This window comes from Streptomyces sp. NPDC044002 (assembly GCF_056434525.1).
On sequence record NZ_JBWKEZ010000013.1, the window covers coordinates 30,415 to 44,497 of the forward strand.

General features: G+C 73.2%; 12 protein-coding genes. 7 read left to right on the plus strand and 5 right to left on the minus strand.

Features of this window, described 5'->3' with window-relative positions; genetic code table 11:
• Positions 1–38: 38 nt before the first annotated feature.
• The gene (locus AC07A6_RS12560; protein ID WP_362466419.1) at positions 39–1,067 is read right to left on the minus strand and encodes an endonuclease/exonuclease/phosphatase family protein; all 1,029 of its coding nucleotides are present in this window, start codon (positions 1,065–1,067) and stop codon (positions 39–41) included.
• Between the two features lie 306 nt (positions 1,068–1,373).
• Between AC07A6_RS12560 and panB the strand changes: the two genes are divergently transcribed.
• The 3 genes from panB to AC07A6_RS12575 all read left to right on the plus strand — a co-directional run bounded on the left by panB (position 1,374) and on the right by AC07A6_RS12575 (position 4,230).
• A complete protein-coding gene (gene panB, locus AC07A6_RS12565) occupies positions 1,374–2,234 on the plus strand; it encodes a 3-methyl-2-oxobutanoate hydroxymethyltransferase (RefSeq protein WP_362466417.1) in 861 nt (286 codons plus the stop codon).
• Positions 2,235–2,353: 119 nt separating this feature from the next.
• Positions 2,354–3,385, plus strand: a complete 1,032-nt coding sequence (locus AC07A6_RS12570; RefSeq protein ID WP_478777079.1) for an ATP-binding cassette domain-containing protein — start codon at positions 2,354–2,356, stop codon at positions 3,383–3,385.
• Positions 3,382–4,230, plus strand: a complete 849-nt coding sequence (locus tag AC07A6_RS12575) for an ABC transporter permease (RefSeq protein WP_386272522.1) — start codon at positions 3,382–3,384, stop codon at positions 4,228–4,230. Before AC07A6_RS12570 ends, AC07A6_RS12575 begins: the two co-directional genes overlap by 4 nt.
• Positions 4,231–4,293: 63 nt before the next feature.
• Here the strand turns inward: AC07A6_RS12575 and AC07A6_RS12580 are convergent, their stop codons facing one another.
• Positions 4,294–7,740 carry an AfsR/SARP family transcriptional regulator gene (locus AC07A6_RS12580; protein ID WP_478777080.1) on the minus strand — a complete coding sequence of 1,149 codons (3,447 nt, stop codon included), beginning with the start codon at positions 7,738–7,740 and terminating at the stop codon, positions 4,294–4,296.
• Positions 7,741–7,800: 60 nt separating this feature from the next.
• Between AC07A6_RS12580 and AC07A6_RS12585 the strand changes: the two genes are divergently transcribed.
• A complete protein-coding gene (locus AC07A6_RS12585; protein ID WP_478777081.1) occupies positions 7,801–8,604 on the plus strand; it encodes a site-2 protease family protein in 804 nt (267 codons plus the stop codon).
• 17 nt (positions 8,605–8,621) lie between these two features.
• Here AC07A6_RS12585 and AC07A6_RS12590 read toward each other — a convergent pair whose 3' ends face one another.
• Complete coding sequence (locus AC07A6_RS12590; protein ID WP_362466403.1) at positions 8,622–8,801, minus strand: hypothetical protein; 180 nt, start codon at positions 8,799–8,801, stop codon at positions 8,622–8,624.
• 220 nt (positions 8,802–9,021) lie between these two features.
• Between AC07A6_RS12590 and AC07A6_RS12595 the strand changes: the two genes are divergently transcribed.
• A complete protein-coding gene (locus tag AC07A6_RS12595; RefSeq protein WP_478777082.1) occupies positions 9,022–11,154 on the plus strand; it encodes a TerD family protein in 2,133 nt (710 codons plus the stop codon).
• A gap of 70 nt (positions 11,155–11,224) precedes the next feature.
• On the opposite strand, the gene npdG is transcribed toward AC07A6_RS12595, so the two are convergent.
• Positions 11,225–11,929, minus strand: coding sequence for an NADPH-dependent F420 reductase (gene npdG / locus AC07A6_RS12600; RefSeq protein ID WP_478777083.1), 705 nt, complete (start codon positions 11,927–11,929; stop codon positions 11,225–11,227).
• Between the two features lie 84 nt (positions 11,930–12,013).
• On the opposite strand from npdG, the gene AC07A6_RS12605 reads away from it, so the two are divergent.
• Positions 12,014–12,622, plus strand: coding sequence for a hypothetical protein (locus tag AC07A6_RS12605; protein ID WP_362466395.1), 609 nt, complete (start codon positions 12,014–12,016; stop codon positions 12,620–12,622).
• A 40-nt stretch (positions 12,623–12,662) separates the two neighbouring features.
• On the opposite strand, the gene AC07A6_RS12610 is transcribed toward AC07A6_RS12605, so the two are convergent.
• The gene (locus tag AC07A6_RS12610; RefSeq protein ID WP_125599636.1) at positions 12,663–12,905 is read right to left on the minus strand and encodes a hypothetical protein; all 243 of its coding nucleotides are present in this window, start codon (positions 12,903–12,905) and stop codon (positions 12,663–12,665) included.
• A gap of 108 nt (positions 12,906–13,013) precedes the next feature.
• Here AC07A6_RS12610 and map point away from each other — a divergent pair, with 108 nt between their 5' ends.
• Positions 13,014–13,871: a type I methionyl aminopeptidase gene (map, locus tag AC07A6_RS12615; protein ID WP_362466392.1), complete on the plus strand. Its 858-nt coding sequence runs from the start codon at positions 13,014–13,016 to the stop codon at positions 13,869–13,871.
• The last annotated feature ends 212 nt before the right edge of the window (positions 13,872–14,083 follow it).

Consider the following 14,083-nt stretch of genomic DNA (forward strand, 5'->3'; position numbering starts at 1 on the left):
TGCGGGGCCGGCCGCCGCGGCAACGGCCGGCCCGCGCGCTACTTGCGCACGCTCAGCCGGGCGGCGACCGGCAGGTGGTCGCTGCCCGTGCGCGGCAGGGTCCAGGAGGCCTCCGGCTTCGCGCCGCGGACCATGATCTGGTCGATCCGGGCCATCGGGAACTGCGCGGGCCAGCTGAAGCCGAAGCCGTTGCCCGCGGCGCCCTGCGTGGAGCGCATCTGCGAGGTGACCTCGGACAGGGAGCGGTCGTTCATGGTGCCGTTGAGGTCTCCGAGCAGGATGACGTTCTTCAGCGGTTCGTTGGCGAGGGCGGCGCCGAGCGCGTCGGCGCTGTTGTCGCGCTGGTTGGCGGTGAAGCCGGCGTTGAGCTTGACGCGGACCGAGGGCAGGTGGGCGACGTACACGCCGATCTCGCCGAAGGGGCTCGCGACGGTGGTGCGCATGGCGCGGGTCCAGCCGAGCCGGATGTCCACGGGCTTGCTGGAGGTCAGCGGGTACTTGCTCCACACCCCGACCGTGCCCTCGACCGCGTGGTACTTGTACGCGCCTTCGAGGGCCTTCTCGTAGACGGGGACGGCGCTCGCCTTGAGCTCGGTCAGGGCCAGGACGTCGGCCCCCGACTTGGCGACCGCCTCGGCGGTGCCCTTCGGGTCCGGGTTGTCGGCGTCCACGTTGTGGGTGGCGACCGTCAGGTTGCCGCCGGAGCCCGACTTGTCGGTGACCAGGCCGCCGAAGAGGTTCACCCAGACCGCGGCCGTCAGCAGTATCGCGATCAGGGCGGTCGCGGACTTGCGGACCACCGCGATGGCCAGCAGTACCGGTACGAACACGCCCAGCCAGGGCAGGAAGGTCTCGGTGAGGCTGCCGAGGTTGCCGACGTCGTTGGGCAGCTCGGCGTGGAAGATCATGATCAGCGAGATCAGCGCGGCGAACCCGGCGGTGACGGTCCCGCGCTTCCAGATGCCCCGGTCACGGCGCAGCTCGGCCAGCCGGCGCTTCAGTCCGGATCCGGAGGGCCCGGGCTCGGAGCCGCCGTTCCCCGTCTCCGTCATGTACGCCTGTGCCATGCCCATTCCTCGCTGCCGTGCTCGCGCTCCGTCCCCGCCCCTTGACCCTAGGCGATGTTCGGAGCCTTCCGTGCCGACCTCGCGGCCGTACAACCGGGAGGACGAACGGCCGTGCGGCAAGGGTTCCGGTTGTCACGAAACGCGCACATTGACTGCGGCGCGCCCGGAAGCGGGCCGGGAGTGTGACGGACGGGTCAGCGCGTCGCGGCTCGGGCACTTCCGTCCACGGCCGGACGGGTGCCACCATGGTGGGTGAGTCCGGGGACGCCGTGAGGGCGCCTCGAGATGACACAAGGAGCAGTTGCAATGACGCATGCCGTTTCGCCTGCCCGCGAAGCCGCCTCCCCCACCCTGTACGGAGGCACTGGCACCCGGCGGATCACCGTCCGCGACCTCATGCTCGCCAAGGAACGCGGCGAGAAGTGGCCCATGCTCACCGCCTACGACGCCATGACGGCGTCCGTGTTCGACGAGGCCGGCATCCCGGTGATCCTCGTCGGCGACTCGATGGGCAACTGTCACCTCGGCTACGACACCACCGTCCCCGTGACGATGGACGAGATGACCCTGCTGTCGGCGGCCGTCGTACGGGGCACCGGCCGTGCCCTGATCGTCGGCGACCTGCCGTTCGGCTCCTACCAGGAAGGCGCCGTGCAGGCGCTGCGCAGCGCCACCCGGCTGGTGAAGGAGGCCGGTGTCGGAGCGGTCAAGCTGGAGGGCGGCGAGCGCTCTCTGCACCAGACCGAGCTGATCGTGCAGTCCGGCATCCCGGTCATGTCCCACCTGGGCCTGACCCCGCAGTCCGTGAACGCCATGGGCTACCGGGTGCAGGGCCGCACCGACGAGGCCGCGCACCAGCTGCTGCGCGACGCGAAGGCGGCGCAGGACGCGGGCGCGTTCGCGGTGGTGCTGGAGCTGGTCCCGGCCGAGCTGGCCGCCGAGGTCACCCGGTCCCTGCACATCCCGACGGTCGGCATCGGCGCCGGCTCGGAGTGCGACGCGCAGGTGCTGGTGTGGACCGACATGATGGGCCTGACCGGCGGGAAGATGCCGCGCTTCGTGAAGCAGTACGCCAACCTGCGCAAGACCATGGGTGACGCGGCGAAGGCCTTCGCCGAGGACGTGGTCGGCGGAACGTTCCCGCAGGAGGAGCACGCCTTCCACTAGTCCCGACGGTCACCGACAGCCCGCCGACAGATCCGTCGGCGGGCTGTCGTTCGAAGTCCGCTCGCCCGTCGGTGGGCTGTCGGTCGACTGTCGGAGCTTTGTCAGTGACGGCTGGTCCCATGGTGGACATGACGCGAAACGACAAGAACCCCAACGCCGTGGAAGTGCGGGGGCTGGTCAAGCACTACGGCGAGACCAAGGCCCTGGACGGGGTCGACCTGGACGTCCGCGAGGGCACCGTACTCGGTGTCCTCGGCCCGAACGGCGCCGGAAAGACCACCCTGGTCCGCTGCCTGTCCACCCTGATCGTGCCCGACGCGGGCACCGCCACCGTCGCCGGCTTCGACGTGGTCCGCCAGCCCCGGCAGCTGCGCCGCACGATCGGCCTCACCGGCCAGTACGCCTCGGTCGACGAGAAGCTCTCCGGCTGGGAGAACCTCTACATGATCGGCCGGCTGCTGGACCTGTCCCGCAAGGACGCCCGGGCCCGCGCGGACGAGCTGCTGGAACGGTTCTCCCTCACGGAGGCCGCGAAGAAGGCGGCGATGAACTACTCCGGCGGCATGCGCCGCCGCCTCGACCTGGCCGCCTCGATGATCGGCCGCCCGGCGGTGCTCTACCTGGACGAGCCGACCACCGGACTGGACCCCCGTACCCGCAACGAGGTGTGGGACGAGGTGCAGCGGATGGTCGCCGAGGGCGCCACCGTCCTGCTCACCACCCAGTACATGGAGGAGGCCGAGCAGCTCGCGAACGAGCTGACGGTCATCGACCGCGGCAAGGTCATCGCCAAGGGCGGGGTCGACGAGCTGAAGGCCCGGGTCGGCGGCCGCACCCTGCGGATCCGTCCGGTGGAGGCCTCCGACCTGCCGGGCATGGCCCGCGCGCTGGCGGAGACCGGCCTGGACGGCGTCGCCGGCTCCCAGGCGGTGCCGGACGAGGGCGTGCTGCTGGTCCCCATCCTCAGCGACGAGCAGCTGACCGCGGTGGTCGGCCTGCTGGCCGCCCGCGGGTACGCGGTCGCCGACATCGGCACGTACCTGCCCAGCCTGGACGAGGTGTTCCTGTCCATCACCGGCCAGAAGCCGGAGAAGGCCGAGGACGCCGCGCCCGCCCGGAAGACCGAGACGGATCAGGAGGTCGCGGCATGAGCACCGTAACCACGACGAAGCCCAGCACCACCGCGGCCGCCCCGGCCGCCTCCCCGCTGCCCGGCGAGGGCCGGATCGGCCTGCGGGGCAACATGCGCCACATCGGCGCGCTCGTCCGCCGCAACGCCCTTCAGATCAAGCAGGACCCGGAGTCGATGTTCGACGTCGTGTTCATGCCGATCATCTTCACGCTGCTGTTCGTGTTCGTCTTCGGCGGCGCGATCTCCGGCAAGGGCAACAACGGCGAGTACGTCAACTACGTCGTGCCGGGCCTGATGGCGATGATGGGCATGAACATCGCCATGGGCGTCGGCACCGGCGTCAACGACGACTTCAAGAAGGGCGTGATGGACCGCTTCCGGTCCATGCCCATCGCCCGCTCCTCGGTCCTCATCGCGAAGATCGTGGTCGAGCTCGGCCGCATGATGGTCGCCATCACGATCCTGCTCACCGTGGGCTTCATCCTGGGCCTGTCCATCAAGTCCTCGGTACTGGACCTGTTCCTGGCCATCGGGCTGTCGGCCGTCTTCGGCGCCTCGCTGATGTGGATCTTCATCCTGCTCGGCCTCACCCTGAAGACCGCCCAGGCCGTCCAGGGCATGGCGATGATCGTCCTCATGCCGCTCCAGTTCGGCAGCTCGATCTTCGCCCCGCCGACGACGATGCCCGGCTGGCTGCAGAGCTTCACCGACGTCAACCCGCTGTCCAACCTGGCCGACGCGGCCCGCGGCCTGATCAACGGCACCCCGCTGGGCAACTCCGTGTGGATCACCCTCGCCTGGTCGGTCGCCATCACGGCGGTCACCATGCCGATCGCGGTCCGCAAGTTCCGCCAGAAGACCTGATCCCGGGCGGCCGGTCCGTCCGGATCGCGTCCCGGACGGCACCGCACGGGGGAGCCGGCCGGATCAGATGAGGGCGGTGGCCTCCTCCAGGGAGAGGCCGCCGCCTTCGGCGTACGCGGCCTCGTACGCCGCATCACCCAGCGCCGCCCTCGCCCCTTCCTCGGTGCGGGCGGCGTCCTCGCGTTCCGTGGAGACCGGGACGTGCCCGGCCGGCAGCTGGGCGCGGTAGGCGCCGACCAGCCGGGCGGCCTCGTACGCCCGCTCGGGGCCGCCGAGGCCGAGCCGGGCCACGGCGGCCGTCAGCAGGTACAGGGCCGGCATGTACGGGGCGACCATCATCGCCAGCGGGTGCCGGACGGCCCCCGCGGCCTCGCGGGCCTGTCTCAGGGCGTCCTCGTACTTGCCCTCCTGGTTGTCCAGCCAGGCCGTCGTGGCGAGCAGGAACACGTCGAAGACGGCGAACGCGCCCGTCGCGAACTCCTCGCGCAGCAGCCGGACCTGCTCGCGGGCCGCGGGGATCCGGCCGGTGCGGCCGTAGACGGAGGCGAGGAACATCCGCGCGGCGGGCACGGACTCGTTGGCGAACCGCACCGAGGTGGTGAGGGTTTCGGTGAGGATCCGCTCGGCCTCCTCGATCCGGCCGCTCTCCACGAGGGAGCCGGCCATCCGCACGCGCAGTACCGTCACCTGCGCCTTGGCGCCCAGGCGTTCGGCGTGCTCGATGGCCGCGAGGTAGTCCTGGGCGGACAGGTCGTACTCCCCGCGCTTCTCCCGGGTCTCGGCGCGGGCCGACAGGGCCTCGGCGCAGCCCCAGTCGTCGCCGAGCTCGCGGAAGAGGACCAGGCTCTCGTCCGCGTCGCGGGAGGCGTCGCCGGCCCAGTCGGCCCGGTTGGCGAGGATGTTGGCCCTCAGCTGGAGGCCGGAGGCGAGCTCCCAGCGGTAGCCGAGCTCGCGGGCGGTGTCGATGGTGGCGTCCACGACCCGCTTGAGCAGGCCCGGGTCCCCGGCGATCATCACGGCGTAGATCCACAGGGAGGCCGGGGTGCGGCAGGTCTGCGGGAGGCCGGGCCGGTAGGTGGCGAGCACCCCGGCCACCTGCTCGCGGACCTCCGGGCTGTCCCAGTCGGTGTTCGTCTGGTCCCGGGCGGCGAGCCGTACGAGGTGCAGGGCGCGCCAGCCCTCGGCGAGCACCTCGCCGGAGTAGGGCGGGGGCGAGTCGACGAGCCGTTCATGGACGGGCTCGGCGGGGGTGTGGGGCGGGAGGAAGGGGTCGGGGCCGAGCTCGGCGGCGGCGTCGGACCAGTGCCGGGACTCGGCGCGCAGGTCCTGCATGTGCCAGTACCAGCCGAGGGAGTGGACCAGGCACAGCGCCTCGTCGGCGTCGCGGGTGGCGACGGCGCGGCGCAGGGCGCTGCGGAGGTTCTCGTACTCGGTGGCGATCCGGTCGGCGGCCGCGCGCTGGCCGTGGCCGCGGAGCAGGGGTTCGGTGGTGCGGGCGAGTTCGCGGTAGTGGACGAGGTGGCGGTGCTCGGTGGCGGCGCGGTCGCCGCCGGCGGCGGAGCCGGCGCCGGAGCCGGCTTCGGCGAGGCGCTCGGCGGCGTACTCGCCGACGGTCTCCAGGAGGCGGTAGCGCATGTCGCCGGCGGGGCCGGGGGCGGCGACGACGAGGGACTTGTCGACGAGGGTGGCCATGGCGTCGGCGACGTCGACGAGGTCCTCGGCCCCCGCGCAGACGGCTTCGGCGGCCTCCAGGTCGCAGCCGCCCGCGAAGACGGACAGCCGCCGGAGCACGGCCCGTTCGGGCTCCTCCAGCAGTTCCCAGGACCAGTCGACGACGGCGCGCAGGGTCTGCTGGCGGGGCAGGACGGTGCGGGCGCCGCCGGTCAGGAGGCGGAAGCGGTCGTCCAGCCGGTCGGCGATCTGGCGGGGGGTGAGCAGCCGCAGCCGGGCGGCGGCCAGCTCGATGGCGAGCGGCAGGCCGTCCAGGCGGCGGCAGATCTCGGCCGCGGCGGCCGGGTCGGCGGTGACACTGAACCCGGGCCGGGCCGCGGCCCCGCGGTCGTCGAGGAGCCGCAGCGCTACGGGGTCCGGCAGGGGTTCGACGGGGCGCAGGAACTCGCCCGGCACGCCGAGGGGTTCCCGGCTGGTGGCGAGTATCCGCACGCCGGGGCAGTGGGTGAGGAGGCGTTCGGCGAGGTGGGCGGCGGCGCCGATGACGTGCTCGCAGTTGTCGAGGAGCAGCAGGAGCCGGCGGCGGGAGCAGTGCTCAGCGAGGCGGTCGAGGGGGTCGTCCCCGCCCCGGTCGGTCAGCGCGCGCAGTTCCTCGGCGGCGGCGCCGCGCAGCTTGGTCTCGCGGGCGCCGAGCGCGGCGAGGACCGCCTCGGGGACGTCCTCGGGATCCTCGACGGGTGCCAGCTCGACGAACCACACCCCGTCGGGCCAGCCGTCGCCGCCGCCGGCGGTGCGGGCGTGGGTCTCGGCGGCCTCCTGCGAGAGCCGCGTCTTCCCGGCCCCGCCGGGCCCGAGCAGGGTGACGAGCCGGGCCCTGCCGAGGTCGTCGCCGATGACGCGGATGTCCTCCTCCCGCCCGACGAAGGTGGTCAGCCGCGCCCGCAGGTTCCCGGGGACCAGGGCGGCCGGGGCGGCGGGGTGCGGGGCCGGGGCGTGGCCGGCGGGCGCCGTGGCGCCGGGAGCCGCGGTGGTCGGGTGCGGGGGCGTCGGGGCGCCGGGCCACGGGGTCGGGGCGGGAGCGTGCGGGGCCGCCGGCGTGCCGCCGGGGGCGGGCGGGGCCGGGGCGGGTGGGGGTGTGAGGAGTTCCGCGTGGAGGGTGCGGAGGGCCGGGCCCGGGTCCGTGCCGAGGCGGGCGGCGAGGTCCTGACGGACGGTCTCGTAGGCGGCCAGCGCCTCCGCCGGGCGGCCCGCCGCACGCAGGGCCCGGATCCGCAGCACCTGCAGGGACTCGTCCAGGGGCTGCCGCGCACACAGCTCGGTCAGCTCCGGGAGGGCCGACGCCGCTTCGCCCAGCGCCAGCGCCGCGCCCAGGCGGCCCCGGCGCGCGTCCATCCGTACGGCCTCCCAGCGCGCGGACTCGGCCGCCGGGTCGGGGAGGGAGGCCAGCGCGGGGCCCCGCCACAGGGCGAGCGCCTCGTCGTACAGGGCCGCCGCCCGGGCCGGGTCCCGGTCCGCCGCGGCGGCGCGCGCGAGCCGTTCGAAGCGGTACAGGTCGACGTCGTCCCGCTCCGCCTCCAGCTGGTAGCCGCCCTCCACGGACCGCACGGCCGCGTGCCCCAGCGCCCGCCGCAGCCGCCCCACCAGCGCCTGGAGCGCTGCGACGGCGTCGGCCGGCGGGTCGGCGTCCCACACCTCGGCGACCAGCAGCCCGGCCGGGACCGCGCGGCCGGGGCGCAGGGCGAGGGCGGTCAGGAGCGCGCGCAGGCGTGCTCCGCCGACGGCGACGGGGCTGCCGTCGTCGCTGATTGCCTGGGCGGTGCCGAGAATCGCGTAGCGCACCGCCCCATTCTCCCCGGCCCCGCACCCCGCCGTCGCCGAGCCCGGGATAGGTTTCGCCGCATGGGTCATCAGGGCGTCCGCGGCGAGCGGCAGATCAGTTCCGTGTTCCTCGGCATCGTCGCCGTCATGGCGGTGACCGGCTGGGCGGTGTGGACGGGCTACGCGGCGAGCCCGGGGCTGGCGGTGTTCCTCTTCGTCACGTCGGCGTGGGTGGTCTCGCTGTGCCTGCACGAGTACGCGCACGCCCGCACCGCGCTGCACGGCGGTGACATCACGGTCGGCGCCAAGGGCTACCTGACCCTGAACCCGCTGAAGTACACGCACGCGCTGCTCAGCATCGTGCTGCCGGTGGTCTTCGTGATCCTGGGCGGGCTGGGCCTGCCCGGCGGGGCCGTGTACATCGAGCGCGACCGGATCCGGGGCCGCTGGAAGCACAGCCTGGTCTCGGCGGCGGGCCCGCTGACGAACGTGGCCTTCGCCGTGGTCTGCACGGCGCCGTTCTGGCTGGACGCCCTCGACGGGGTCCCGCTGCCCTTCCGCTTCGCGCTGGCGTTCCTGGCGCTGCTCCAGGTCTCGGCGGCGATCCTGAACTTCCTGCCGGTCCCGGGCCTGGACGGCTACGGGATCATCGAGCCGTGGCTGTCCCACCGCGTCCGCCGCGAACTGGCCCCGCTGGCGCCGTTCGCGCTGATCGGGGTGTTCGCGCTGCTGTGGATCCCGGAGGTGAACGCCGTGTTCTTCGACGCGGTGCGCGGGGTCCTGCGCGCGCTGGGCGTCTCGGACCTGGAGACGTACTGCGGCCGCGACCTGTACCGCTTCTGGCAGGACTCCGAGGGGTTCTTCTGCACGGCCCAGCAGGACTGAGCCACTGACCCGGCGGGCTACGCCGCCCGCTGCTTCTCGGCCTTGGCCTTGCGGATGTAGAACCAGGCCATGTTGGACGTGACGCCGGCCAGCAGCACCCACACGATCCCGAGGAAGCTGCCCTCCACGAAGGCGACCACGGCCGCGGCCACGGCGAGGACGCAGACGACAATGGCGAACAGGGCAAGGCGGGGCATCCGGAACAGCTCCTCGGCGACACGGAAGGGGGGTCGAACCCCTCCAGTGTCCCCCATCCCCGGTGGGGGTCGATTTCCCCCTTTGCCTGATCTTCCCCCCTGCTCCCGGTTACGGTTCGCCCGGCGCGCGATTCGATCGTGCGAGAGCAGCGGAAAGAGAACGACAGCCCGGGATCCCGTCGTCGGCGGCGGGAGGATCCGGGCAGGTGGGGGGAGTGCCATGCAGGAAATCCAGAAGGGTGCGAACGTCAGCCTGAACGCCCTCAGCGAGGACGTCGGCGCGGTCGTGGTGAGCCTGGGATGGACCAGCGCGTCGGGTGCGGGGGACGCGGACGTCTCCGTGCTGCTGGTGGACGAGAACGGCAAGATCCGCAGCGAGGACGACTTCTACTTCTACAACAACCCCGCCGCGCCGGACGGAAGCGTGCAGCTCCTGGGCAAGACGCCCACCGACAGCGGGGACGAGGACCGCATCAGCCTCGACCTGACCGCGGTGCCGCAGGACGTGGCGCGGATCGTGGTGGCGGCCAGCCAGTACGCGGGTGCCCGCTTCGGGGACCTCGACGACCTGCGGGTGACGGTCGCGGACCGGTCCGGCGAGCCGCTGGTGGGGTTCTCCATCGACGACGCGGGGGTGGAGACGGCCTTCATCTTCGGGGAGCTGTACCGGCGGGGCGAGGAGTGGAAGTTCCGCGCCGTGGGACAGGGCTACGAGACCGGGCTGGCCGGGCTCGCCACGGACTTCGGCGTGGTGGTGGAGGAGGAGGCCGACGAGCCCGAGGTCTCCGGACCGGACGCGGCGGCCGCGGACGCGGTGACTGCGGACACGGTGGCCGCGGACGCGGTGGACGCGGAGGGGACGGCGCAGGGAGCGGCCCCGGCCGAGGCCGGGGAGGCGGCGGGTGCGGCCCCCGCGGCCCCCGGGGCGGACGCCGACGCGGAGGCCGCCCAGGAGGCGCGGGACCCCGCGCCCGCACCCGTGCCCGCCGCCGGGCCGGACGCGCCGGACGTGCCGGGCGTGCCGGCGCAGACCCGCGGCAGGAGCCGTACGACCAGGAAGAAGGTCACCCTCCCCAAGGTGGCCAAGAAGTCCCTCGCCGAGAACGACTCCTGGCGCCCCGCGCGCCTGTTCCCCGTCCCCTCCCTCAAGAGCGACCGGGAGCGCGAGGTCCGCGCGACGTCCGTGCTGCTGGCCGTCATGTCGCAGGTGCCGGAGCTGGGCCGCCGGCTGACGGCGGGCTTCGGCGCGCCCGCCGGACGGATGCAGACCTTCACCGAGGTGTCCCTGCCCCACGGCGAGACGCCCCGGCGCCCGGACGGCGTGATCCGGGTCGAGCGGGCGGGCAAGCTGTGGACGGCTCTGGTCGAGACCAAGACCAACGGGAACCCCCTCAAGGCGGAGCAGGTCCAGGAGTACATGGACATAGCCGCGCGCCGTGGCTACGAGGCCGTGATCACGCTCTCGAACGACGTGGCGCTCGACGGGGCTCCCATGGTTGACGTGAAGATCGACGGCCGGCGCAAGCACAAGGTGAGCCTGTGGCACCTGTCGTGGGCGGAGGTGGCGCATCAGACCCAGATGCTGATCCGGCACGAAGGGGTGGCCAACGCCGCGCACGCCTGGCTGCTCCAGGAGCTGCTGGAGTACCTCCGGCACGAGAACTCGGGCTGCCACGGCTTCCAGAACATGGGGCCGTCCTGGGTTCCCGTGCGCAAGGGGATCGACGATGAGACGCTGAGCACCGGCGATCCGCGCGCCGTGGACGTCGTGGAGAGCTGGGAGCGGCTCATCCGGCAGGTCTGCCTCCGCCTGGGCGGGGAGCTGGGGCAGAAGGCGCTGCCGGTGCAGCGGGCGCGGCGCGGCAGCGACCCGCAGGCCCGGCGGGTCGCGGCGGCGGAGCGGCTCTGCGCGGAGGGGCGGCTGGCGGCGGAGCTGCGGATAGAGGGGACGAGTACGGTCATCGCGGTCACGGCGGATCTGCGGACGGCGAAGGTCCGCACGTCCGTGGACGTGCCGGCCCCGGTCGGCTCGTACCCGCTGACCACGGTGAAGCGGCTGGTGCGGGTGCTGGCGGAGGCGCCGGCCGACCTGCACGTGGAGAGCCTCGTGGAGGGGGCGAACGGGCCGCGCGGCACGCTGGAGCGGCTGCGGCCGGAGCCGGGTGACCTGCTGCCCAGGGACGGTGCTCAGCTCACCGGGTTCCGGCTGTCGCTGGTCAAGGGGACGGGGACCACGCGGGGGAACACGGAGTCCGGGTTCATCCGGAGCGTCGACGAGGCCGTGGAGCGCTTCTACCACGGCGTGCTGACCCACCTGGGCGCCTTCGAGACCCGTCCGGGACGCAAGGGCTGACCCCTGCCCCCGGGCCCCGCCGCCGGTGCGGGGCCCGGGGGCGGGGCGGCGGGGCGGCGGGGCGGCGGGGTCACACGTCGGTGAGGCGGAGGCCCGCGTGGGCCTTGTAGCGGCGGTTGGTGGAGATGAGGTTGGCCACCATCGCCTCGACCTGGTGGGCGTTGCGCAGCCGGCCGGCGAAGACGCCGCGCATGCCGGGGATGCGGGCCGCGAGGGCCTGGACGAGGTCGGTGTCGGCGCGGGACTCGCCGAGGACCATCACGTCGGTGTCGATCTCCTCTACCGAGGCGTCCTGGAGGAGGACGGCGGAGAGGTGGTGGAAGGCGGCGGTGACGCGGGAGCCGGGGAGCAGGGCGGCGGCCTGCTGGGCGGCGCTGCCCTCTTCGACCTGGAGGGCGTAGGCGCCCTGCTTGTCGAAGCCGAGGGGGTTGACGCAGTCCACGACGAGCTTGCCGGCGAGGTCCTCGCGGAGGGCTTCGAGGGTCTTGGCGTGGCCCTCCCACGGGACCGCGATGATCACGATGTCGCTGCGGCGGGCGCACTCGGCGTTGTCGGCGCCCTCGACGCCGAGGCCGAGCTCGGCGGCGGCGGTCTCGGCGCGGTCGGCGGCGCGGGAGCCGATGATCACCTTCTGGCCCGCGCGGGCGAGCCGGTAGGCGAGGCCGCGGCCCTGGTCGCCGGTGCCGCCGAGGACGCCGACGACGAGGCCGGAGACGTCGGGGAGGTCCCAGGGGTCCCTGGCCGGCGGCTTCTGCGTGCTGTCTGAGGAAGTCATGCTGGCGAGCGTACTGCCGGGTAGGCCGGACGAGGAGGGTCGGATGGTGCAGGATGCGGCCATGGACGCTGCCGTGGATGCCGCATGGATGCCGTGAGGGTGGCGCTGCTGCGCGAGGTGCTCACCGGGACGCGGTGGCCTGACGAGGCCCGGCGCTTCGCGGGTTCGCTGCGGCGGTCGGTGGCGCCGGCCGGCGGGAGCCTGCTGCTGGTGGGCACCGAGCAGTACGAGCCCTGGCACCTGGCGGCGCACCTGGTGGACGAGGCCGCCTGGTCGGGTCAGCCGGAGCTGGCGCCGACGCTGGTACGCCATCACGTGCGGCCGGGTGAGCCGCCGCACCTGTCGGTGGGGCTGGGCCGGCTGGAGGCCGCCCGGCGCGGGCACACGCTGCTGGTGGTGGCTCCGGAGCGGCCCGGCGGGGGGCTGCTGGAGCGGGTGCACGACGCCCGGCGCGCGGGGGCGACCGTACTGTCCCTGGACGGCGGGGACCCGGACCTGACCGCCCTCGCCCATGACGCCCTGTCGGTGCCGGCCGCCGGCTCCGAGCTGGACCTGGACACCGTTCAGCACCTGGTCAGCGCGGCGGCCGGGGAGAACGTCCCGCCGGAGCGGCGCGGCCCGCGGCGGCTGCGCGACCGGCTGGCGCGGCTGGCCGACCAGCTGACCGCCCCGCCGTCGCCCGGCCGCTGGTGAAGCAGGAGGTGCAGCCGGCGGTGCGGCCGGAGGTGCAGCCTCAGGGGGTGGCGCCGCCGCCTTCCTCCTCCTCGCGGGTCTTGTCGTTCCACTTGGGGTCGTTCTGCCATTCGAGGTTGCGCTCCTGCGCCGTCTCCATGGCGTGGGCGGCCTCCTCGCGCGTGGTGTAGGGGCCGAAGCGGTCCTTGGCGGGGCACTCGGGGCCCTCCTCCACCTTGCGGTGGACCAGGCAGTAGTACCACTCGCCCGGTTTGCCCACCTGACGCTTCTTGAACAGGGCCATCGCCTTCGGACTCCTTCCGGCGCGGTCTCCCGGTACCGCCGCTCGATACCGTTCGATACCGCTCCTCGTCGCCATGCTGCCCCATCGCCGCTGGATACACTCGCTTGCATGTCTGGCCAGTCGCTGCTCGTTCCAGGCGAGCTCTCTCCCGTCCGTTCCGTTCCCGGAAACATCCGCCGGCCCGAGTACGTGGGCAAGCCCGCGCCCGCTCCGTACACCGGACCGGAGGTGCAGTCGGCCGAGACCATCGAGGCCATGCGCATCGCCGGCCGGATCGCCGCGCAGGCGATGGAGGAGGCGGCGAAGCACATCGCTCCGGGGGTGACCACCGACGAGCTGGACCGGGTCGCGCACGAGTACATGTGCGACCACGGGGCCTACCCGTCGACGCTCGGCTACCGGGGGTTCCCGAAGTCCCTGTGCTCCTCGCTGAACGAGGTCATCTGCCACGGGATCCCGGACTCGACCGTCCTGCGGGACGGCGACATCGTGAACCTCGACGTGACCGCGTACATCGGCGGGGTACACGGCGACAACAACGCGACCTACCTGTGCGGCGAGGTCGACGAGGAGTCGCGGCTGCTGGTGGAGCGCACGCGCGAGGCCCTGAACCGGGCGATCAAGGCGGTCAAGCCCGGCCGTCAGATCAACGTCATCGGCCGCGTCATCGAGTCGTACGCGAAGCGCTTCGGGTACGGGGTGGTCCGGGACTTCACCGGGCACGGCATCAACTCGTCGTTCCACTCGGGCCTGATCATCCCGCACTACGACAGCCCGCACGCCACGACCGTCATCGAGCCCGGGATGACCTTCACCATCGAGCCGATGCTGACGCTGGGCACCCACGAGTACGACATGTGGGAGGACGGCTGGACGGTCGTCACGAAGGACCGCAGGCGGACGGCGCAGTTCGAGCACACGCTGGTGGTGACGGACACCGGCGCGGAGATCCTGACCCTGCCGTAGGGGCGGCCGGCGGACCCCGGCGGCGAGATTCCCGCCGCCCGGAGGTTTTTACCGACAAGACGTCGGGAACACATTGACTTAGGTAAGCCTAAGCAGGAGGATCGGGCGTGGCGGCGGGGGGGCGCCCCCGCCCGCCCCCCCCCCCACCAAGGGCCAGCCTTGGAGCGCTCTCCCCCGTTATCCCCGTTGCCCCGCACAAACAAAACAAAAAA